We start from the raw sequence: 22,175 nt of genomic DNA on the forward strand, positions 1-22,175 counted from the left end.
GATCGTTTTTTTATGCTTCACCGTAAACATCATCTACAATTTTCTTGAATGATTCATAAGATTGGTATTGTTTATCTAAATCATAAATATAGCTAACTGCCATAATTTCATCTACATTGTATTTGTTTTGGAAATCTATCAATTGTTGTTTTACAGTTTCTTCACTACCAATGAAAGATGTGTTTGTTTTAGATTGTGCCATATATTTTTCTTGTGGTGACCAAATGTTTTCAAGTTGATCAGTAGGTGGTTGTAATGGCATGCGCGCATTTCTTACTATGCTTAAGAACATTAAGTGCATAGTTGAAGATAAATAAGTCGCTTCTTCATCTGTTTCACCGACAATGACATTTAAACAAACGGTCATGTATGGTTCATCCAAATATTCAGATGGCTCAAATAAGTCTCTATATATTTCGATTGCTTGAGCCATTTGATCTGGTGCAAAGTGTGCTGCAAAGACGTAAGGTAAACCTAATCGAGCAGCTAAATGTGCAGAGTCCGTTGAAGATCCTAACACATAAATCGGAATGTTTGTATCTACACCTGGATATGGTCTTACATATGATTGTTGTTCTTCAGGACCAAAATATTGTAGTAATTGTTTAATATCGTCACCAAATGTATATACACCTTTATGTGTATCTCTTCTTAGTGCAGAAGCGGTCATCATATCTGTACCTGGTGCTCGTCCTAAGCCAAGATTCAATCTATTAGGAAACATTGTAGCCATTGTTCCAAATTGTTCAGCAACAATAAGTGGCGCATGATTAGGTAACATGATACCGCCAGAACCTACTTGAATAGACTCTGTATGTTCAAGTGTATGTTGAATGAGTAAAGCAGTTGCAGAACTTACTAAATTTGGTGCATTATGATGTTCTGCAATCCAGTAACGTTCATAGCCTAATTTTTCTACATTTTGTGCAAGTGATACCATATTCTTAATGGCATCTTGTTCCGTTTCACCTTTTCTAAGTGGAACTAGATTTAATGCAGAAACTGGGAATTTTGATTTCATTTTGTGACGCTCCTTACATAATTATATATTGGAAGTATATCAACTGTATTTATGTTGTACTATTTAATTGCTCAACAACATTTGACTAATATGTAACTAAAAGTTATAATTAATGCAAATTTACAGAGAGGTGGCATCAACAATAGGCATGGATATCCAATAATTTTTTGCGCTAATAGTAAATAACGTAAAAAACCATTGTGTTACGCAATGATGATTGGATAAGTATGTCTATAATATGATGTTGCCGTTACAAACTGAGAATAGTGTAATGGTGCGTCTTCATGTGTAATACATGGGTAGAGGAGGCTACATTATGCTATTTTTATTTGAAGAAAAGGCATTAGAAGTTGAACATAAAGTATTAATACCCAAGTTGACTTTTTCAATAGAGGACCATGAACATCTAGCAATCGTTGGTGTTAATGGTGTTGGAAAATCAACATTATTAAAAGTGATTCACCAAGATCAAACGGTTGATTCAGCGATGATGGAACAAGATTTAACACCTTATTATGATTGGACTGTTATGGATTATATAATTGAATCTTATCCTGAAATCGCAAAGGTTAGGTTGCAACTTAATCATACAGATATGATTAATAAATATATTGAATTAGATGGATACCTTATTGAAGGTGAAATCGTAACAGAAGCAAAAAAGCTCGGAATAAAAGAGGAACAACTAGAACAGAAAATTGCTACTTTAAGTGGTGGAGAACAGACAAAAGTATCATTTTTAAAAGTGAAAATGTCTAAGGCATCATTATTATTAATAGATGAACCAACAAATCATATGGATTTAGAAATGAAGGAATGGTTGACGAAGGCTTTTAAACAAGAACAACGAGCTATATTATTTGTCTCTCATGACCGAACATTCTTAAATGAAACGCCAGATGCTATTTTAGAATTGAGTCGTGATGGTGTTAAGAAATATATCGGTAAATACGACAAATACAAACAACAAAAAGATATTGAGCATGAAAGTTTAAAGCAACAGTATGAAAAGCAACAAAAAGAACAAGCAGCTATTGAAGAAACAATCAAAAAATATAAAGCATGGTATCAAAAAGCAGAACAAAGTGCTTCTGTGAGAAGTCCATATCAACAAAAACAATTAAGTAAGTTAGCGAAACGGTTTAAATCAAAAGAACAACAATTAAATCGTAAACTTGATCAAGAGCATATCGCTAATCCAAATAAAAAAGAGAAAGCTTTCTCAATACAACATCATGATTTTAAATCAAATTATTTAGTTCAATTTAATCATGTTTCGTTTGCTTATGAGAATAGAAAGATATTTGATGATGTTTCATTCTATATTAAGCGAAATCAAAATGTGATTATAGAAGGCAGAAATGGTACAGGTAAATCAACTTTAATCAAATTGATACTCGGCGAACTCGAGCCGACTAAAGGTGATATAACTGTTCATCCAGAATTAGAAATTGGATATTTCTCTCAAGATTTTGAGAACTTAAATATGCACCATACTGTTTTAGATGAAATATTAGAAATCCCTGAAATGAAAGAAGCTGATGCAAGAACCATATTAGCAAGCTTTTATTTTGATAAAGATAGAATAAATGATGTCGTTGAAACACTGTCGATGGGTGAAAAATGTAGGTTACAATTTGTGAAATTATATTTTTCAAATCCTCATATTATGATTTTAGATGAGCCGACAAATTATTTTGATATTGGCATGCAAGAAAAAATCATTCAATTAATACAATCATTTCAAGGTTCGGTCCTTATTGTATCTCATGATGATTATTTTAAATCACAAATTAAAGATCAAATATGGACGATAAAAAATTATCAAATGACGCATGAAAATGTTCAAGTTAAAGATCCAATTAATACAGAATCTATGAAACATCAATTAAAAGAATTAGAACAATACACAGATGAAAGAAATCGTGAAACAGAGTTCTAGTCTTTTCATAAAAATGGTGCTAGAATAGGTACATTGAAAACTAAGAAAGGACGTTCAACATGAAAGTATATGCAGATTATGCAGCAACTACTCCAGTTAAGCCCGTTGTAACTGAAAAAATAACAGAAATATTATCTGAACACTTTGGAAACCCGTCATCTATTCATTCAATAGGGAGAGACGGCAGAAAGTATTTAGATCAATCAAGACGAGAGATTGCTACATTATTAGGTGCAAAGCCTCAAGAAGTTATTTTTACAAGTGGGGCAACGGAGTCTAATAATACAGCAATAAAAGGTATAGCACGAAAACGAAAACATATAGGTCAACATATTATAACGAGTAGATTAGAGCATCATTCTGTACTGCATGTCTTTGAAGAACTTGAACGTGAAGGTTTCGATGTTTCGTATATAGATGTAAATTCAGAAGGTATTGTCGATATAGATGCTTTGAGACAAGCAATCCGACCTGATACAACATTAGTGTCAATTATGTTAGTGAATAATGAAGTCGGCACAGTTCAACCTATGTATGATATTGCAGAAGTCATAGAGAATACGGATATCGTATTTCATGTTGATGCTGTTCAAGCTATCGGTCATATGCCAATTGAATTTGATGAAATGCCAGTTGATATGTTAAGCATAACTGCGCATAAATTTGGCGGACCAAAAGGAATAGGTGCATTGTTGGTAAAACAGGGTGTTCAGTTCGAAACGTTTATACAAGGTGGCGAACAAGAAGTAAAGCGAAGAGCAGGTACAGAGAATGTTCCATATATATGTGGTATGGCAACAGCGCTGAAAGACGCTTATGAACATATGGATGAAAGTAATATCCATTTAATGAACTTAAAAGAAAAGCTCATTGTAGGTTTACAACAACGTGCAATTCCGTTTGAATTGAATGGTAGTATGACAGATACAACTGGTCATATCACAAATTTATATTTCCCATTTATTGAAGTTGAAACGATGTTAACGTTACTAGATATGGCAAATATATATGTTTCGAGTGGATCTGCATGCACAGCCGGTTCAACATTACCATCTCACGTTCTAGAAGCGATGTTCGGTGAAGATAATAGAGTGAAACAATCAGTAAGATTTAGTTTCAGTTCATTAACAACTGAAGAAGAAATTAATTATATCGTAAGTACGATAATGAAAATATATCAACAATTTAAGGAGGAAGAAAATGAATAATCAATCTACCCGCGTTGTCGTTGGGATGAGCGGGGGCGTAGATAGCTCGGTAACTGCACATATACTAAAAGAACAAGGTTATGATGTAGTTGGTATTTTTATGAAAAATTGGGATGACACAGACGAAAATGGTGTATGTACAGCTACTGAAGACTATAATGATGTCATTGAAGTATGTAACCAATTAGATATACCTTATTATGCAGTTAACTTTGAACAAGAATATTGGGACAAAGTATTTACGTATTTCTTAGACGAATATAAAAAAGGTAGAACGCCTAACCCAGATGTAATGTGTAATAAAGAAATTAAATTTAAAGCATTTTTAAATCATGCGCTTAAACTTGGTGCGGACTATGTTGCTACAGGTCATTACGCACGTGTTAATCGTGATGGTGATAAAGTAGAAATGCTACGTGGTGTAGATAACAACAAAGATCAAACTTATTTCTTAAATCAACTTACAAAAGATCAATTATCTAAAGTGATGTTCCCAATTGGTGAATTAGAAAAAAGTGAAGTAAGAAAAATTGCTGAAGAACAAAACTTAGCAACTGCTAAAAAGAAAGACTCTACTGGTATCTGTTTTATTGGTGAGAAAAACTTTAAAACATTCTTATCTCAATATTTACCTGCACAAAACGGTAAAATGCAAACATTAGACGGTGTTGACATGGGTGAACATAGTGGCTTAATGTATTACACTATTGGCCAAAGACACGGTCTTGGTATAGGTGGAGACGGAGATCCTTGGTTTGTAGTCGGTAAAAATTTAAAAGAAAACATTCTATATGTTGAACAAGGTTTCCATCATGAAGCATTATATAGTGACTATTTAATCGCTTCTGATATTTCATTTGTGAATGATCTTGATTTTTCACAACCGGTTAAATGTTCAGCAAAATTCAGATATAGACAAAAAGATACACAAGTAACTGTAGAAAAAATTTCTGACAATCAAATTAAAGTGATATTTGACGAACCAGTGCGTGCAATTACACCTGGTCAAGCTGTCGTATTATATGACGGTGATGTTTGTTTAGGTGGCGCAACAATCGATGAAGTTTATAAAACAGAAAAGCAATTAGATTATATGGTATAAAATATATAGACTGAGATAAATTTATGTCTCAGTCTATTTTTATTTTTGTTATAATAGCAAGTAATGATATTTAAAGGAGTCACAACATGCATAGTGAAGAACAAATTGTTAAATTAATTCAAAATAAAAAATTCGACGAAGCATTGTCGCATTTATTTGAAAATATAGAAGAAGATCCAAAAGAAGTAACCAATTATATCAATGCAGGGACAATATTAGCAGAAGCAAATGATATTGAAAGAGCTGAAAAATTCTTTCAAAAAGCTATCACTGTAAACGAAAGTCACGGTGGTGCTTATTATAGTCTTGCAAATTTATACTACAACCAGCAGCGATTTGAAGAAGCGATTAAGTTATATCAACATGCGATTAAAAGAGGGCTTAATGATGCAGATACTAACTTTATGTTAGGAATGAGTTTCAACGAATTAGGTGCACATACTGAAGCTATGCCGTATGTAATGAGAGCTCACGAGCTAAATGAAGATGATGTAGAAATTGGTTTCCAATACGGATTAACTTTATGCCAATTAGAAATGTTCGATGAGGCCATAGTGCAACTAGAAAAAGTATTAGAAAAAGATTCTGAACATGTAGATGCATTATACAATTTAGGTTTGGCTAAATATATGAAAAACGAAAACGCTGAAGAAGCACTTGTTTATTTTAGAAAAGCAGTCGACATCCAACCAGATCATTTATTAAGTGGTCATGCTATTAACATGTTTGAACAATTATTAGAAGAGGAGGACTAACATTGGAAAACTTATCTTTATTTGATCTTTCACATGTAAAAGGTGAAGTTATTAGAATTCTTTTTCAAAACAGTGATAACTATTATACCGTTATTAAAGTCGATGTGATGGATTCAAATGAAGATTTTGATCAAGAAGTCACAATTGTTGGTTACTTACCTCAAATAGTTGAAGGAGAAACGTACCTTTTCAAAGGTAAAGTAACAAACCATCCGAAATACGGTAAACAACTACAAGCTGAAACATTTGAAAAAGAATTACCACAAACAAAACAAGGTGTTATTCATTACTTATCAAGTGATTTATTTAAAGGTATTGGTAAGAAAACAGCAGAAACTATTGTGGACAAACTAGGTGAAGATGCACTTCAGAAAATAATAGATGACCCCGATGTTCTTAAAGAAATACCTAAACTCAACAAACAAAAAAGAGATACGATTGCAGAATCCATACGTGAGAATCAAGCCATTGAACGCATTATGATTAAACTTAATGAACTTGGGTTCGGACCTAAACTCGCGATGGCTATTTATCAATTTTATAAAGAAGAAACACTTAATATTATTAAACAATCTCCTTATCGTTTAGTGATGGATATAAATGGTATCGGGTTTCAAAGAGCTGATCAAATAGCTGAACAAGTTGGGATTTCTAAAGATCATCATGATCGACTTGTAGCGGGTGTAAGTTACTTTTTAGACCAGCAATCATTACAGAATGGTCACACATTTTTACCTGTTGATATTTTGGTTAACGGGGCGTATGAATTGTTAAATCATAATCAACCTGAAGTTGTAACTAAAGATCAAATAAATGGTGTCATTATCGAAATGAGTGAAGAAAATAAACTTATTATCGAAAATGATAATTGTTTTTTACCTTCACTTTATTATTCAGAAGCAAAAAGTGTGCAAATTATTCATAGACTTTATCAACATCAAGATGAACTTAAAGAAATTGAGAAAAGTGATCTTCAATTACACATTGGTCAAATTGAAGATATGAATGATGTTTCATATGCAGATGGTCAAAAATTAGCGTTAGAAACAGCCATTAATCATAAAATGATGCTTTTAACAGGTGGACCCGGAACAGGTAAGACAACAGTTATTCGAGGCATTTGTGAGTTGTATTCTGAAATACATGGTGTAAGTTTGAATTATGATGATTATCAAGAGGGAACAGACTTTCCAATTGTGTTAGCAGCACCGACTGGCCGTGCCGCTAAACGATTAAGTGAATCAACTGGACTAGAAGCGATGACAATTCATAGATTAATTGGATGGAGTAAAGATACGCAACCAGATGATGTGTTAGATAATGATATTCACGCCCATTTAATTATTCTAGATGAAATGTCTATGGTAGATACATGGTTAATGTACCAATTTTTAAGAGCAGTCCCTGATTATGCCCAAATCATATTTGTAGGTGATGAAGATCAATTACCATCAGTTGGTCCGGGTCAGATTTTTAAAGATTTAATTGATTCTAAAGTCATACCGAGAGTGAACTTAACAGAAGTTTATAGACAACAAGAAGGATCATCCATCATAGACTTGGCGCATAAAATAAAAAATGGATTGCCTGTTTCAATTAATGAAAAACATCACGACCGTTCATTTATTCCGTGCAGTAGTAATCAAATTGCGACAGTTGTAGAAAAGGTCGTTCAAGGTGCTGTTAATAAAGGATATAATATGCAAGATATTCAAGTGCTAGCCCCAATATACCGTGGACCAGCTGGTATTAATAAATTAAATGAATTATTGCAAGATATATTAAATCCGAAAGATGAAGATACAAGATTCCTTCAATATGGTGATATTGAATATCGTGAAAATGATAAAGTACTACAACTTATTAATCGACCAGATGATAATGTATTTAATGGTGATATTGGTGTAGTGACGGGTGTTTATAAAGCAGAAGAAAATGCACTCGGTAAAGATGTCGTCATTGTGGATTATGAAGGGAATGACATAACATACACTAAACAAGATTTATCAGAAATTACACATGCTTATTGTTGTTCAATTCATAAATCCCAAGGGTCGGAATTCCCTATAGTCATTATGCCTATCGTCAGACAATACTTTAGAATGTTACAAAAAAACATTCTATATACTGGACTTACACGTGCGAAACAGTCGCTTGTTGTGTGTGGTGAAGAGCAAGCCTTTAATCAAGGTATTCAAACGCTAGGTCATGAGAGAATGACTTCGTTTGATACGAAATTAAAAATGTATTTCGATACTGATGTTGAAGAAGATACGGAGTCTGAAACAGAATCTATTCAAACGAAACATATTATTTTAACTGAAGATAATATGTTTGAAATAGATCCGATGATTAATATGAATGATAAAACACCATATGATTTTATGAAATAATTGACATCTAAAAATCGAGTGATTATAATCAAATAGAATACAAAAAAGAAATCGAGTAAATAATTGATTGTTTAAGAGACATGTTGGTTGGTGAGAAACATGACAATGATTATTGAACGCTACTTCTTTTATAAAAGTTTAATAAACTTAAAGTGATGACTTATAGTCATAACTAGGGTGGTACCGCGATACGTTCGTCCCTTTTTTAGGGGATGGACGTTTTTTTTATTTTAATTGAGGAGTGAAGACAATGAAAAAATTAAAAGCTAGTGAAATCAGACAAATGTATATTGACTTTTTTGTTGAAAAAGGACATATGGTAGAACCATCTGCACCTTTAGTGCCTATTGATGACGATACTTTATTATGGATAAACTCAGGTGTTGCGACATTAAAAAAATATTTTGATGGTCGAGAAATCCCTAAAAATCCTAAAATTGTAAATGCTCAAAAAGCAATTAGAACAAATGATATTGAAAATGTTGGTTTTACTGCAAGACACCATACATTCTTTGAAATGTTAGGAAACTTTTCAATTGGTGATTACTTTAAACGTGAAGCAATTGAATATGCTTGGGAATTTTTAACGAGTGATAAATGGATGGCAATGGATCCAGAAAAATTATATGTAACGATTCATCCGGAAGATACAGAAGCATATGATTTATGGCATGATTTAATTGGACTTGAAGAAAGTAGAATTATTAGAATTGAAGGTAACTTCTGGGACATCGGTGAAGGACCATCTGGACCTAACACTGAAATATTCTATGACAGAGGCGACACATACGGGAAAGAAGATCCAGCTGAAGAAATGTATCCAGGTGGAGAAAATGAACGTTATTTAGAAGTTTGGAATTTAGTGTTTAGTGAATTTAATCATAATGCTGACCATACTTATACGCCACTTCCAAATCAAAATATTGATACAGGTATGGGTCTTGAGCGTATGACATCTATTTCTCAAGATGTACCAACGAACTATGATACAGACTTATTTATTCCAATTATTGAACAAGTCGAAGCGGTTAGTGGATTAAAATACTTAGAGAATAAAGAACAAGATATCGCATTTAAAGTTATTTCAGACCATATTAGAACGATCAGTTTTGCGATTGGTGACGGTGCGTTACCTGCAAATGAAGGTAGAGGATACGTATTAAGAAGATTACTAAGAAGAGCTGTTCGTTTCAGTCAATCACTTAATATTAACGAGCCATTCTTATATAAATTAGTTGATATCGTAGCAGATATTATGGAAGCGTATTATCCAAATGTTAAAGCGCAAAGTGACTTCATTAAAAAAGTTGTGAAATCTGAAGAAGAACGTTTCCATGAAACACTTGAAGAAGGTTTAGCAATTTTAAACACAATGATGGCATCAGCTAAGCAACAAGGTAATGTATTATCAGGATCAGATGCATTTAAATTATATGATACGTATGGTTTCCCAATCGAGTTAACTGAAGAAATCACTGCACAAGAAGGCATTTCAATAGACAATGAAGGTTTTGAAAATGAGATGCATCAACAACGTGAAAGAGCGAGAGCTGCACGTCAAAAGACGCAATCAATGCAAGTTCAAAATGAAGTACTTGGTAGCATCAACACGCCAAGTAAATTCGTTGGATATGACGTAACAGAAACACAAACAGAAATTACAGATATTATATTTAATGGGGAATTAGTTGATGAAGTAGAAAGTGGAGAAAACATCCAATTTATTTTAAGAGAAACACCATTTTATGCAGTATCAGGTGGTCAAGTAGCGGATAAAGGTATTATTCGTCATAATCAATTTGAAATTGAAGTGACAGAAGTTATAAAAGCACCTAATGGTCAAAATTTACATGCAGGACATGTAACATTTGGACAAGTTCATGTTGGTGAAACTGTAGAAGCTATTGTTAATAAAGATGATCGTAAATCAATTATCAAAAACCACTCAGCAACTCACTTATTACATGCAGCTTTAAAAGAAGTTTTAGGTACGCATGTTAATCAAGCGGGTTCATTAGTTGAAAGTGATAGATTACGATTTGACTTCTCACACTTTGGCCAAGTTACACAAGAAGAATTAGAAACTATCGAAAAAATTGTTAACGAAAAAATTTGGCAAAATATTCCTGTAGTTATTGAAGAAATGCCAATAGAACAAGCTAAAGAAAAAGGCGCTATGGCACTATTCGGAGAAAAATATGGTGATGTTGTAAGAGTTGTTGAAATGTCATCATACTCAATTGAGTTATGTGGTGGTATACACGTACGTAACACAAGTGAAATTGGTATCTTCAAAATTGTTTCAGAATCAGGTACAGGTGCAGGTGTTCGAAGAATCGAAGCTGTAACAGGTAGAAAAGCATATGAAACATTAAAAGAAACAGAAACAATCCTTAAAGATGTTATGCAACATGTCAAAATTAAAGACCAAGCAAGAACAATTGAAAAAATCGAACAAATTCAACAACATAATAAAGACTTAGAAAAAGAAGTTCAACAAAAGAACAAAACAATTACAGAATTAAAATCAGGCAATATTGAAGACAGTGTTGAAGAAATTAATGGCATTAAAGTACTTTCACAATTAGTTGAAGCTGAAAATTCAAAAGTATTAAGATCAATCATGGATGATTATAAATCTAAAATGCAAGATACAGTTCTATTATTAGCAAGTGTCAATGGAGATAAAGTTTCACTTGTTTCTTCAGTACCAAAAGATTTAACGGATAAAGTTAAAGCTGGTGACATTATTAGAGAAGCTGCTCAAATTACAAACGGTAAAGGTGGCGGTCGCCCTGATATGGCTCAAGGTGGCGGAACAGATCCTTCTAAAGTAACAGAAGCATTACAGTTTGTTAAAGACTACATTAAAACGCTATAATTTTACGTGTAATTAGAATATGATATAATTAATATTAAGTTAATGGAGTTAGGGAGTGTAAATAAAGATGAATAATTTTGATAAAACTATGAAATTTAACTATGATGATTTTCCAAAAGAAAATGTCAAAACAGTACTACAAAATGTTTATCGAACTTTAGAAGAAAGAGGCTATAATCCAGTAAATCAAATAGTCGGTTATTTACTTTCTGGCGATCCAGCTTATATACCTAGACACAACGAAGCAAGAAATCAAATAAGACGTTTAGATAGAGATGATATTATGGAAGAGCTTGTATCACACTATTTAAAGCAAGAAAATGAATTCAATGCTTAAAAACAGGATAATAGGTTTAGACGTCGGTAGTAAAACAATAGGTGTAGCTGTAAGTGATGCGATGGGTTGGACAGCTCAAGGTATAGATACACTCCGCATTAACGAAGAAAACGAAGATTTTGGAATTGACCAACTTATAAAAATCATTGATGAATATGATGTTGATACTGTCATTATAGGATTGCCAAAAAATATGAACAATTCTATTGGTCCTCGCGGAGAGGCATCCATTCAATTCAAAGATTTACTTCAACAAGAAAGACCAGAATTAAAAATGGTAATGTGGGATGAAAGACTAAGCACAGTTGGTGCTGAACGCACATTATTAGAAGCAGATGTTTCTCGAAAGAAAAGAAAAAAAGTAATAGACAAAATGGCAGCTGTATTTATATTACAGGGTTACCTAGATTCTATTAAATAATTGATGAGGAGAATGAATAATGACTGAACATAATCACGAAGGACATTTAGAAATTAACAATGAGGAAGAATTATTAACATTAATAGACGAAAATAATAACGAAGTCTTATACCGTAAAGTATTAGAATTCTATCACCCAGAATTCAAGAAAGAATACATCATCTTAGCTGAAGAAGGTACAGCGGATGATGAAGAAATTGAATTAATCCCAATGATTAATGAAGCAAATGACGACGGTGAAGGTGGTAAATTATTACCAGTTGAAACTGACGAAGAGTGGGATATGATTGAAGAAATCGTTAATACTGAAATGGACGATGTTTAAAATTTAATATGTAATAGTACACTTTACCCCTAATGTGATATAATCATTAGGGGTATTTATTTTACATAAGGAGTTACATATGGAAAAAAATAGTATATATAAAGATGCGAGATTATTATCTAAGTATATTAGTTTAACAATCATAAGCATCCTCTTTTTATTACTTATATTAATTACTATAATAGGCTTAATTGTAGTAGGTATTAATGTTAAACCTGTTAACGCCGACAGCAATGAGCAAGTTATTGTAAATGTTAATCCAAACACAAATACTGAAATGTTAAGCCAAGAGTTATCCGATAAAAAAATAATTAGAAATGCTACTATTTTCAAATATTATTTGAAACTCAATAATATTTCTAGCTTTCAAGCAGGGGAATATAAGTTTTCTCCTTCAATGTCACCTAGAGATATTGCGAAAAGTTTAGAAACTGGAAAAGTGTATTTAAAAACAGCGATCCAATATGATGTAAAAGAAGGTTCGAATATAGAATTAATTGCAGGCATTTTAGAAGAAAATACTTCTATTAGTCGCGAAAGCTTTTTGAAGAAAATGAGAGATCAAGATTTTGTGAAAAAATATCAAAAAAAATATACCGATATGTTAACGGACGAAGTATTAAATAAAAACTTAAGATACCCATTAGAAGGCTATTTAGCACCAAGTACGTATCAGTTTTCAAAAAAAGATGTAACGATTGATGACGTTACAAATGAAATGTTGAATGAAACATACCGTACAACTTACAAAATATATAATGAAAATGGCGGCTTTAAATACACGAGTAACTATGAAGAAAAGATGATTACTTTCCATGAGTATTTAACGTTATCTTCAATTGTAGAATCGGAAATGAAAAACGTTACAGATAAATCGAGATATATTTCGGTACTGTTAAACAGAATTGAAAACAATCCACAAATTGCTTTGAATTCAGATGCGACAGTAAGATATGCAAATAAAAAAGAAACAACTGAAGCATTATCAGATAAAGATTATAAAAATGATTCAAAATATAACACATATGCACATAAAGGGCTACCAATAGGTCCAATATGTAATATATCTGATGAAACAGCTAGAACAACGGTAAACCCTCCGGAAACAGATTATTTTTACTATACAACAACCAAAAAGGGAAAAGTATTATTTGCAGAGAATTTAAAAGAACAAGAAAAGAATAGAGAAAAATAATATAAACAAGAACGCTTTTAAATTTTAAAAGCGTTCTTGTTTGCATATATACTTACTTTTTATTCGAAAATATGGTAAAATATCTAATGTTTATGAAATCATATTGTAGATATGACTGATACATACTAACTAGTCAGGAGACTAGTTGGGTTTTTTATTATATTCGAGTGTAAGGAAGTAATGACATGGAAAAAGATATAGAATATATCGAACAATTGTTGTTTCAAAATTCATCAAATATCGATGAATTAAGGCATTATGCTGAACAATATAATGTTCCAATAATGGACAAAATCTCCACAGAGTTTGTTAAACAATTAATTAGAATTAAAGATGTGAAAAGTATTCTAGAGATTGGAACGGCAATTGGATATAGCGCGATGCATTTTGCTTCATGTGATCCGGGTATTAATGTGTGGACGATTGAAAGAAAAGAAGAAATGTATGAACAAGCTATTTCAAATATTAAAGACTTTGGTTATGAAAGCCAAATAAATGTTATCTTTTCTGATGCATTAGAAGCTTTTGAATTGTTACCTACCGACCAGTCATTTGATATGATTTTTATCGATGCTGCTAAAGCTCAATCACAAAAGTTTTTTGAACTATATGAACCACTGCTTAAAGATGATGGCATCATTATTACTGACAATATTTTATACCATGGTTTTGTCAGTAATATTGAAATTGTAAGAAACAGAAACGTTAAACAAATGGTAAAAAAAGTTCAAAAATATAATCATTGGTTAATGAATCATGAAAATTATAAAACGACATTGATTAATATTGGTGATGGTATGGCCATTTCTAAAAAGGAGAAGTTGTAATGACAGAATTACTAGTGACACCTAAGTCCGTTGAACATATTGAACAATTAATTAAATTAGGTGCTGATGCATTTGTCATTGGTGAAGAAAAATTTGGATTAAGACTTGCTGGTGAATTTAAAGAACCAGAACTTCGTGAAGCCATTAAGCTTATCCATGATCATGGTAAAAAAGCATACGTAGCGGTAAATGGTATTTTTCATAATGAACATATTGATGATTTGGAATCTTATATTGATTTGTTACATGAATTAAAAGCAGATAGAATCATTTTTGGCGATCCAGCAGTAGTTATGGCAATGAAAAATCGTGAGAATCCTATACCTTTAAATTGGAATGCTGAAACAATCGTGACAAATCATTTTCAATGTAATTATTGGGGTGATAGAGGTTCAGCTAGAGCAGTGTTGGCTCGTGAGTTAAGTATTGAAGAAGTACTAGAAATTAAAGAAAAAAGTAATGTCGAAATAGAAGTTCAAGTACACGGCATGACTTGTATGTTCCAGTCTAAAAGAAAATTACTTGGTAATTACTTTATGTATCAAGATAAAGTTATGAAAATTGAAAATCGTAAAGAAAATAAAGACATGCTTTTATATGATGAAGAAAGAAGTAATAAATATCCAATATATGAAGATTATAATGGTACACACATTATGAGTCCGAATGATATTTGCTTAATCGAAGACTTAGAGGATTTATTAGAAGCACAAATTGATGCGTTTAAGATTGACGGCGTACTTCAAACAGAAGAATATATTAATATCGCGACTGAGCAATATAGACAAGCGATTGACTTATATAACGAAGATCCAGAGTTATATGAAGATGAAAAATTTATGTTAGTTGAACCAATAGAAGAGGTTCAAAAAGATCATCGTCCAATGGATCAAGGATTTATGTTCAAACAAACAGTTTATTAAGTTATATTAAAGGAATGATATATATGAAAGTTCTAGAACCTATTGGCGCAAGTCGTCAAACAAAGATAAAAAAACCAGAACTTCTAGCGCCTGCAGGAAATTTAGAAAAACTCAAAATTGCTGTTCATTATGGTGCGGATGCTGTGTTCCTAGGTGGACAAGAATATGGTTTAAGGTCAAATGCTGATAACTTTACGATGGAAGAAATTAAAGAAGGCGTTCAGTTTGCAGCAAAATATGGCGCAAAAATTTATGTTACAACAAATATTTTTGCTCATGATGAAAATATTCCAGGACTAGAAGAATATTTAAAAAATCTAAATGAAACGGGTGCACATGGTATTATAGTTGCTGATCCACTTATTATAGAAACGTGTAAACGTGTGGCACCTAATTTAGAAATCCATTTAAGTACACAACAATCTTTATCAAATTATCGTGCAGTTCAATATTGGAAAGAAGAAGGACTTGAGAGAGTCGTTCTAGCTCGTGAAACGAGTGCTGAAGAAATGCGCGAAATGAAAGAAAAAGTTGATATTGAAATAGAAACATTTATACATGGAGCAATGTGTATTGCATATTCTGGTAGATGTACATTAAGTAATCATATGACAGCAAGAGACTCAAATAGAGGTGGTTGTTGTCAAAGTTGTAGATGGGATTACGATTTAATATCAGTAGAAGAAGATGGAGAATTAGAGCCATATTTCGATGGTAATGAGATCACGCCTTTTGCAATGAGTCCAAAAGACTTGAAATTAATCGAATCAATACCTAAAATGATGGACATCGGTATAGATTCTCTAAAAATTGAAGGTCGTATGAAATCTATTCATTATATTGCTACTGTTGTATCTGTATATCGTAAAGTAATTGATCGCTATGCTGAGGATCCAGAAAACTTTAAAATCGATCCTAGATGGTTGATTGAATTAGATAAATGTGCGAATAGAGATACAGCACCAGCTTTCTTCGAAGGTGTACCACATTACGAAGAACAAATGTTTGGACACGAATCAAATAAAAAAACACCTTTTGATTTTTGTGGATTAGTGTTAGACTATGACGAAGTATCACAAATAGCTACCATCCAACAAAGAAATTATTTCAAGCCAGGACAAGAAATTGAATTTTTTGGACCTGAAATTGAAAACTTCACTCAAGTCATAGATAAGATATATGATGAAAATGGTGAAGAACTCGACGCAGCCAGACATCCACTTCAAGTCATTCAAATAAAAGTGGATCGTCAGATTTATCCAAATAACATGATGAGAAAGGGAATCGTTTGATGGGAAAGACTACAATTATAGGTATTGCAGGGGGTTCTGGTTCAGGTAAGACTTCTGTAACATCCGAAATTATGAAAAATTTAGATGGATATAGTGTTGCATTAATAGAACAAGATTACTATTATAAAGATCAATCGCATATGTCTTTTGAAGATAGATTGAAGACTAACTATGATCATCCATTCGCTTTCGATAATGAAAGATTAAAACAAGATTTAACTAGAATTAAAGATGGACATGCAATTGAAGTGCCTACGTATGATTATTCAAATCACACGAGAAGCGATAAGACGATTAGATTCGAACCTAAAGATGTTATTATACTTGAAGGTATATTCGCGCTTGAAAATGAAGATTTACGTAATTTAATGGATGTTAAGATTTATGTTGATACTGATGCTGACTTAAGAATTTTACGTCGTTTAACGAGAGACATTAAAGAAAGAGGACGTACGATGGAGTCAGTAATTGATCAATACTTATCAGTTGTAAGACCGATGCATATCCAATTTATTGAACCAACGAAGAAATATGCGGATATCATCATCCCTGAAGGTGGTAGTAATAAGGTAGCTATTGATATTATGACTACGAAAATTCAATCGTTAGTTAAAAATATTTAAATAATTATAAAGTAAAGGAAGATGGAAGAATGGAAACACAAAAAGAATTTCCTATGACACAGGAAGGTTTTAACAAATTAGAAAAAGAACTTGAAGAATTAAAAACAGTTAAGCGACCAGAAGTCGTTGAAAAAATAAAAGTAGCACGTAGTTTTGGTGACTTATCTGAGAACTCTGAATACGATGCAGCTAAAGATGAGCAAGGTTTCATTGAACAAGAAATTCAAAAAATTGAAAACATGATTCGTCATGCACAAATTATTGAAGATAATGGTTCAAAAAATGTTGTCCAAATCGGAAGAACTGTAACATTTACTGAAGTTCCAGGTAACGAAGAAGAAAGCTACAAAATTGTTGGTTCAGCAGAAGCAGACCCATTTGAAGGTAAAATTTCTAATGAGTCTCCAATTGCTAAAGCTTTAATTGGTAAAAAATTAAACGAAGAAGTAAATGTTCCATTACCAAATGGTAACGAAATGAAAGTTAAAATCGTAAAAATCGATTAATCGTATTATAATTTAGAAGGAAAGCTGTAGAAACGTATGAAACAAACGTTTTTACAGCTTTTTTTTATATAAATCATGGTATTATGATAAAGTATAATTGATTTAATTATCTGATTATTAAAAGCGTTAACAAAGGGGTGGTAAAATTGGATATTAAGCAAGTGAGTGAGACGCATTTTATGATTTATGAACAAAATGAAATCAGTCCAGAAATAAGGAATAAAATTTCGACGATTGCATTACATATTGAATCATTGCAACATCCAGCTGTTATAAGTGTGACATCATCATATCGATCAATCATGGTTGCATTTGATGCGAAACAATATACATACGAAACAGTCCTTCATGAACTAGACTTACATCATTTAAATCTTAATCAAGAAAATGCATCACATTCAAAAAAGTTGATAACATTACCAGTTGTATATGGTGGTGAATTTGGTCCAGATTTAAATATTGTTGCTGAACATGCACAATTATCAGAAGAAGAAGTGATTCAAATACATACTGAAGAAAATTATTTAATTTATGCAATTGGATTTTTACCTGGCTTTCCATTTTTAGGAGGACTAAATGAGAAAATACATACACCTAGAAAGGAAACGCCAAGAAGTAAAATCGTCCAAGGATCTGTTGGAATTGCAAATAATCAAACTGGACTTTATCCGAAATCATCACCAGGCGGATGGCAAATTATTGGTCGCACACCAATAGATGTTTTTAACTTAGATCGAGAGCCTATGATTTTATACGAAGCTGGAGACTATATTGCTTTTAAAGCTATTCATCAAGAAGAATTTACGCGAATTGAAGACGAGATTGTAAATGGCATATTTGATTATAGTCAGTTAGTAGGTGATTTGTAATGAAATGTATAAAACCAGGTTTGTTTACGACTGTTCAAGATATAGGTCGATCAAAATTTGAAAAAGATGGATTTTCTGAAGCGGGTGTTATGAATCAATATTTATACAGTATCGCGAATGCTTTAGTGGATAATGAAAATGCACCTGTATTAGAAGTGACATTAAATGGACCTACATTAAAATTTGAAGAACCGAATATCGTCGTATTTGTTGCATATGCTGCAGATATACAGCTTGATGATCAACCAATACCAGTAAATACAGCAATTTATGTAGAAAAAGGACAAGTGCTCAATATAAAGACTATTACATCTGGGGCAAGAGGCTATTTAGCTTTTCATAAATCTTTAAATATCGAACCGATATTAGACAGTGTATCAACACATAGTAGAAGTGGCATAGGTGGCATGAATGGAAGAACATTAAACAGAAATGATGTTTTGAAATTCAAAGATAAAACTATAAACCATGACATTATAGGTAATACGTTTAATATCAATCAATTAGAAGATGCAAACATCATTCCAATTATGGAAGGGCTACAATTTGATGAATTTACATTAGAAGCACATGACCAACTTGTTAATCAATCATATACAATATCAGAAATGTCAGATCGTATGGGTTATCGATTAAATGGGGATGAACCGCTTAAACATAAACATAACGCAGATATTATTTCTGAACCGATTGCACCAGGTAGTGTACAAGTTCCTATTAATGGTCAACCGATTATATTGCTTAATGATCGTCAGACGATAGGTGGTTATACAAAGATTGCTACAGTTAGTTTTATAGGTAGAGAAAAGCTTTCTCAATTAAAAGCAAATGATAGCATTACTTTTAAATGGATTTCGTTTGAAGATGCCACGCTTGAATATCAAACATATATTAAACAATTAGAAGCAGATATAGATGATATTAAACTGAAAAAATATAAAGATTTAAGCAATATTCGTCCTAAATCTAAAAATATAGCAAAACTTATAAAGGGGAATCAGTCATGAATATAGAAAAGATAGAAGAACTTATTAAACTCATGAAACAAAATCAAGTAAATTATATGAAATATAAAGATGAAACGGTCGAAGTCGAGTTAGATTTAAAATCAACATCAAATAACGTGACTACAACACCAGTCAATAATGTTGAAGAAAACACGCCAACTTCAAAACAAGAAGAACAGCTTAATACAATAGAAGCGGAAATCCTTGGAACATTTTATTTACAAGATGAAGAAACATTACAAAATCCACTTGTCAAAGTTGGAGATGAAGTGAAAAAAGGTCAAGTTGTCGGTTATATCGAATCAATGAAAGTACTCAATGAAGTTATAAGTGAGTATGACGGTATCGTTAATGATATACAAATTAATCATGGGGATCCTGTTGAATACGGACAAACGATTATCACATTGAAATAAGGGGGATTTATATGATTAAGCGTTTACTGATTGCAAACAGAGGCGAGATTGCGGTAAGAATCATTAGAACATGTAGAATGATGAATATCACAACAATCGCAATATATTCCAAAGCAGATAAAGATAGTTTACATGTGCAATTAGCAGATGAAGCCATTTGTATTGGACCAAGTCAATCAAGTGATAGTTATTTAGATATTGAACGCATTTTAGAAGCTTGTAAGATGAGTAAAGCAGATGCGATTCATCCTGGTTATGGATTTTTATCAGAATCCACGACTTTTAGAAAAAGAGTAGATGAAGAAAATATTATCTTTGTTGGTCCTAGTTATAACACGATGGATTTAATGGGAGATAAAATAAAAGCAAGAGAAACGATGTACAACGCGAACGTACCTATTATTCCTGGGTCTATTGGAGAAGTAAAGACAGTTAAAGAAGCAGAAGAAGTTGCTCAAAAAATAGGATATCCATTTGTGTTAAAGGCTGCTAGTGGCGGTGGTGGTAAAGGTATTCGAATCGTACAAGAACCTGACCAACTTGAACAATTCTTTAAAGAGGCTCAATCTGAAGGCGAAAAATACTTTGGAGATAAACGTGTGTATATTGAAACATTTATTGATGAAGCTAGACATGTGGAAGTTCAAATACTCGCGAGCAAACATGGTGAAGCAATTCATCTCGGTGAACGAGATTGTTCAATTCAAAGAAAGAACCAAAAGTTAATCGAAGAAGCACCTTGTGCAGCATTAGATCAAAGTACAAGAAATTCGTTACACACAGATGCTGTAAAAGCCGCTAAAGCTTGTAATTATGAAAGTGCTGGAACAATTGAATTTTTACTAACTGATGACGGCTATTATTTCTTAGAAATGAATACACGCATTCAAGTTGAACATACAGTCACAGAATTATTAACAGGTGTTGATTTAATTAAGCAACAAATATTAGTAGCTAATGGTGAGAAGTTATCTATTAATCAAGAGGATATCCATTTTGATGGGCATGTGATTGAATGTCGTATAAATGCAGAAAATCCAGAAAAACAATTCCGCCCAGCAGCAGGTGTTGTTCAAGCTTTACATTTACCTAATGGATTTAATACGAGAGTAGACAGTATGTTATATGATGGTTATCAAATTCCACCATACTATGATTCATTAGTCGCTAAAATACTTGTTAAAGGTGAAGATAGACTTGAAGCAATTGAAAAAATGAAAGGTACGTTAGAAGAAACGGTCATTGATGGTTTTCCGACAACGTTAGACTTTTTATATCGCGTGTTGAGTTATGAACCATATATTAAAAATGATATAACCATTAAGTTTCTACATGAACATAAAATCGTTTAAGGAGAGGGTATTGTGGTACAAGTTGATTTGAATTGTGATTTAGGAGAAAGCTTTGGTAACTATAAACTTGGTAATGATGAAAGTATATTACCTTTAATCACTTCTGCAAATGTCGCTTGTGGTTTTCATGCAGGAGATCAACACGTTATGAATGAAACAGTTAAATTGGCGGTTCAACATGATGTACATATAGGTGCTCATCCAGGTTTTCAAGATTTAATTGGATTTGGGCGTAGAAACATAGATGTTACACCAGAAGAAGTTTATGATTTAGTGATTTATCAATTAGGTGCATTAGCTGGATTTTGTAAAATACACGAAACAAAAATACACCATGTTAAGCCACATGGTGCGTTATATCAAATGGGTGCTAAAGATCCAGAAATTGCCGATGCAATTGTTAAAGCGGTGAAAGATTTTGATGATCAGTTATTATTCGTTGGTTTATCTAATAGTGAACTAATCGAATCATGTAAACGTCATAATTTAACATATAAGAGTGAAGTATTTGCTGATCGTGCATACGAGGATAATGGCCAATTAGTTTCTAGGAAAAAAGAAGGTGCGCTTATTAAAGATACAAACCAAGCTGTCGCACAAGTTATTAAAATGGTTAAAGAATCTAAAGTTATCACGATAAATGGAAATGAAATTCCGATTGAAGCAGATACAATATGTGTACATGGAGACGGACAACATGCTTTAGATTTTGTTCAAGAAATTATTCGACAGTTTAAAGCTGAAGGCATAGAAATTAGTGCAATGAAATAGGAGGAAAGC

The 22,175-nt window shown here is 32.3% G+C and carries 21 protein-coding genes and 1 other annotated feature; of the genes, 20 read left to right on the forward strand and 1 reads right to left on the reverse strand.

Annotation, left to right across the window (positions count from 1 at the left end; translation table 11 throughout):
- Window positions 1-10 precede the first annotated feature (10 nt).
- Entirely contained in the window at window positions 11-1,021 is a 1,011-nt protein-coding gene (locus tag LQ611_RS02495; RefSeq protein WP_129407296.1) for an LLM class flavin-dependent oxidoreductase, read from the reverse strand.
- 316 nt (window positions 1,022-1,337) lie between these two features.
- Between LQ611_RS02495 and sal(A) the strand changes: the two genes are divergently transcribed.
- From sal(A) to pxpA, 20 genes are all read left to right on the forward strand, one after another.
- Window positions 1,338-2,963 carry an ABC-F type ribosomal protection protein Sal(A) gene (sal(A), locus tag LQ611_RS02500; protein WP_103360768.1) on the forward strand — a complete coding sequence of 542 codons (1,626 nt, stop codon included), beginning with the start codon at window positions 1,338-1,340 and terminating at the stop codon, window positions 2,961-2,963.
- Window positions 2,964-3,022: 59 nt separating this feature from the next.
- Window positions 3,023-4,171, forward strand: a complete 1,149-nt coding sequence (locus LQ611_RS02505; RefSeq protein ID WP_103360767.1) for a cysteine desulfurase family protein — start codon at window positions 3,023-3,025, stop codon at window positions 4,169-4,171.
- Window positions 4,164-5,273, forward strand: a complete 1,110-nt coding sequence (gene mnmA / locus LQ611_RS02510) for a tRNA 2-thiouridine(34) synthase MnmA (RefSeq protein WP_103360766.1) — start codon at window positions 4,164-4,166, stop codon at window positions 5,271-5,273. The genes LQ611_RS02505 and mnmA overlap by 8 nt, the downstream gene beginning before the upstream one ends.
- An 86-nt stretch (window positions 5,274-5,359) precedes the next feature.
- Window positions 5,360-6,028 carry a tetratricopeptide repeat protein gene (locus tag LQ611_RS02515; protein ID WP_103360765.1) on the forward strand — a complete coding sequence of 223 codons (669 nt, stop codon included), beginning with the start codon at window positions 5,360-5,362 and terminating at the stop codon, window positions 6,026-6,028.
- 2 nt (window positions 6,029-6,030) lie between these two features.
- Entirely contained in the window at window positions 6,031-8,421 is a 2,391-nt protein-coding gene (gene recD2, locus LQ611_RS02520) for an SF1B family DNA helicase RecD2 (protein WP_025904241.1), read from the forward strand.
- A gap of 39 nt (window positions 8,422-8,460) precedes the next feature.
- Window positions 8,461-8,626, forward strand: a binding site (T-box leader).
- A gap of 45 nt (window positions 8,627-8,671) precedes the next feature.
- Window positions 8,672-11,302, forward strand: coding sequence for an alanine--tRNA ligase (gene alaS / locus LQ611_RS02525; protein WP_239709322.1), 2,631 nt, complete (start codon window positions 8,672-8,674; stop codon window positions 11,300-11,302).
- Between the two features lie 67 nt (window positions 11,303-11,369).
- The gene (locus tag LQ611_RS02530; RefSeq protein ID WP_037588397.1) at window positions 11,370-11,639 is read left to right on the forward strand and encodes an IreB family regulatory phosphoprotein; all 270 of its coding nucleotides are present in this window, start codon (window positions 11,370-11,372) and stop codon (window positions 11,637-11,639) included.
- Complete coding sequence (gene ruvX, locus LQ611_RS02535) at window positions 11,632-12,060, forward strand: Holliday junction resolvase RuvX (protein WP_025904238.1); 429 nt, start codon at window positions 11,632-11,634, stop codon at window positions 12,058-12,060. Before LQ611_RS02530 ends, ruvX begins: the two co-directional genes overlap by 8 nt.
- 19 nt (window positions 12,061-12,079) lie before the next feature.
- Window positions 12,080-12,385, forward strand: a complete 306-nt coding sequence (locus LQ611_RS02540; protein WP_025904237.1) for a DUF1292 domain-containing protein — start codon at window positions 12,080-12,082, stop codon at window positions 12,383-12,385.
- A 79-nt stretch (window positions 12,386-12,464) separates the two neighbouring features.
- Window positions 12,465-13,580, forward strand: coding sequence for an endolytic transglycosylase MltG (gene mltG, locus LQ611_RS02545; protein WP_103360763.1), 1,116 nt, complete (start codon window positions 12,465-12,467; stop codon window positions 13,578-13,580).
- A gap of 185 nt (window positions 13,581-13,765) precedes the next feature.
- A complete protein-coding gene (locus LQ611_RS02550; RefSeq protein WP_103360762.1) occupies window positions 13,766-14,407 on the forward strand; it encodes an O-methyltransferase in 642 nt (213 codons plus the stop codon).
- Window positions 14,407-15,330, forward strand: coding sequence for a peptidase U32 family protein (locus LQ611_RS02555; protein ID WP_048539665.1), 924 nt, complete (start codon window positions 14,407-14,409; stop codon window positions 15,328-15,330). Before LQ611_RS02550 ends, LQ611_RS02555 begins: the two co-directional genes overlap by 1 nt.
- 23 nt (window positions 15,331-15,353) lie before the next feature.
- Window positions 15,354-16,622 (forward strand): peptidase U32 family protein, encoded by a 1,269-nt coding sequence (locus LQ611_RS02560; protein ID WP_037588390.1) that lies wholly within the window; start codon window positions 15,354-15,356, stop codon window positions 16,620-16,622.
- Complete coding sequence (udk, locus tag LQ611_RS02565; protein ID WP_025904232.1) at window positions 16,622-17,245, forward strand: uridine kinase; 624 nt, start codon at window positions 16,622-16,624, stop codon at window positions 17,243-17,245. Before LQ611_RS02560 ends, udk begins: the two co-directional genes overlap by 1 nt.
- A 29-nt stretch (window positions 17,246-17,274) precedes the next feature.
- The gene (gene greA, locus LQ611_RS02570; protein WP_103360761.1) at window positions 17,275-17,751 is read left to right on the forward strand and encodes a transcription elongation factor GreA; all 477 of its coding nucleotides are present in this window, start codon (window positions 17,275-17,277) and stop codon (window positions 17,749-17,751) included.
- 146 nt (window positions 17,752-17,897) lie between these two features.
- Window positions 17,898-18,620, forward strand: coding sequence for a 5-oxoprolinase subunit PxpB (gene pxpB, locus LQ611_RS02575; protein ID WP_103360760.1), 723 nt, complete (start codon window positions 17,898-17,900; stop codon window positions 18,618-18,620).
- A complete protein-coding gene (locus LQ611_RS02580; protein ID WP_103360759.1) occupies window positions 18,620-19,627 on the forward strand; it encodes a 5-oxoprolinase subunit C family protein in 1,008 nt (335 codons plus the stop codon). The genes pxpB and LQ611_RS02580 overlap by 1 nt, the downstream gene beginning before the upstream one ends.
- The gene (locus LQ611_RS02585) at window positions 19,624-20,043 is read left to right on the forward strand and encodes an acetyl-CoA carboxylase biotin carboxyl carrier protein (RefSeq protein WP_103360758.1); all 420 of its coding nucleotides are present in this window, start codon (window positions 19,624-19,626) and stop codon (window positions 20,041-20,043) included. The genes LQ611_RS02580 and LQ611_RS02585 overlap by 4 nt, the downstream gene beginning before the upstream one ends.
- A 14-nt stretch (window positions 20,044-20,057) precedes the next feature.
- On the forward strand, window positions 20,058-21,395 hold the full coding sequence (gene accC / locus LQ611_RS02590; RefSeq protein ID WP_232339648.1) for an acetyl-CoA carboxylase biotin carboxylase subunit: 1,338 nt from the start codon (window positions 20,058-20,060) through the stop codon (window positions 21,393-21,395).
- Between the two features lie 12 nt (window positions 21,396-21,407).
- Window positions 21,408-22,166: a 5-oxoprolinase subunit PxpA gene (gene pxpA / locus LQ611_RS02595; RefSeq protein ID WP_103360756.1), complete on the forward strand. Its 759-nt coding sequence runs from the start codon at window positions 21,408-21,410 to the stop codon at window positions 22,164-22,166.
- Window positions 22,167-22,175: the final 9 nt, after the last annotated feature.

Source organism: Mammaliicoccus sp. L-M44 (assembly GCF_022386355.1).
In the GTDB taxonomy this organism is placed as follows: Bacteria; Bacillota; Bacilli; order Staphylococcales; family Staphylococcaceae; genus Mammaliicoccus; species Mammaliicoccus sciuri_A.

What these genes read in the sequence shown, in the direction of transcription:
- LQ611_RS02495 (WP_129407296.1), bottom strand. Translation starts at nt 1,021, where the DNA reads ATGAAATCAAAATTCCCAGTTTCTGCATTAAATCTAGTTCCACTTAGA.
- LQ611_RS02505 (WP_103360767.1), top strand. Translation starts at nt 3,023, where the DNA reads ATGAAAGTATATGCAGATTATGCAGCAACTACTCCAGTTAAGCCCGTT.
- mnmA (WP_103360766.1), top strand. Translation starts at nt 4,164, where the DNA reads ATGAATAATCAATCTACCCGCGTTGTCGTTGGGATGAGCGGGGGCGTA.
- LQ611_RS02515 (WP_103360765.1), top strand. Translation starts at nt 5,360, where the DNA reads ATGCATAGTGAAGAACAAATTGTTAAATTAATTCAAAATAAAAAATTC.
- alaS (WP_239709322.1), top strand. Translation starts at nt 8,672, where the DNA reads ATGAAAAAATTAAAAGCTAGTGAAATCAGACAAATGTATATTGACTTT.
- LQ611_RS02530 (WP_037588397.1), top strand. Translation starts at nt 11,370, where the DNA reads ATGAATAATTTTGATAAAACTATGAAATTTAACTATGATGATTTTCCA.
- ruvX (WP_025904238.1), top strand. Translation starts at nt 11,632, where the DNA reads ATGCTTAAAAACAGGATAATAGGTTTAGACGTCGGTAGTAAAACAATA.
- LQ611_RS02540 (WP_025904237.1), top strand. Translation starts at nt 12,080, where the DNA reads ATGACTGAACATAATCACGAAGGACATTTAGAAATTAACAATGAGGAA.
- mltG (WP_103360763.1), top strand. Translation starts at nt 12,465, where the DNA reads ATGGAAAAAAATAGTATATATAAAGATGCGAGATTATTATCTAAGTAT.
- LQ611_RS02550 (WP_103360762.1), top strand. Translation starts at nt 13,766, where the DNA reads ATGGAAAAAGATATAGAATATATCGAACAATTGTTGTTTCAAAATTCA.
- LQ611_RS02555 (WP_048539665.1), top strand. Translation starts at nt 14,407, where the DNA reads ATGACAGAATTACTAGTGACACCTAAGTCCGTTGAACATATTGAACAA.
- LQ611_RS02560 (WP_037588390.1), top strand. Translation starts at nt 15,354, where the DNA reads ATGAAAGTTCTAGAACCTATTGGCGCAAGTCGTCAAACAAAGATAAAA.
- udk (WP_025904232.1), top strand. Translation starts at nt 16,622, where the DNA reads ATGGGAAAGACTACAATTATAGGTATTGCAGGGGGTTCTGGTTCAGGT.
- greA (WP_103360761.1), top strand. Translation starts at nt 17,275, where the DNA reads ATGGAAACACAAAAAGAATTTCCTATGACACAGGAAGGTTTTAACAAA.
- LQ611_RS02580 (WP_103360759.1), top strand. Translation starts at nt 18,620, where the DNA reads ATGAAATGTATAAAACCAGGTTTGTTTACGACTGTTCAAGATATAGGT.
- LQ611_RS02585 (WP_103360758.1), top strand. Translation starts at nt 19,624, where the DNA reads ATGAATATAGAAAAGATAGAAGAACTTATTAAACTCATGAAACAAAAT.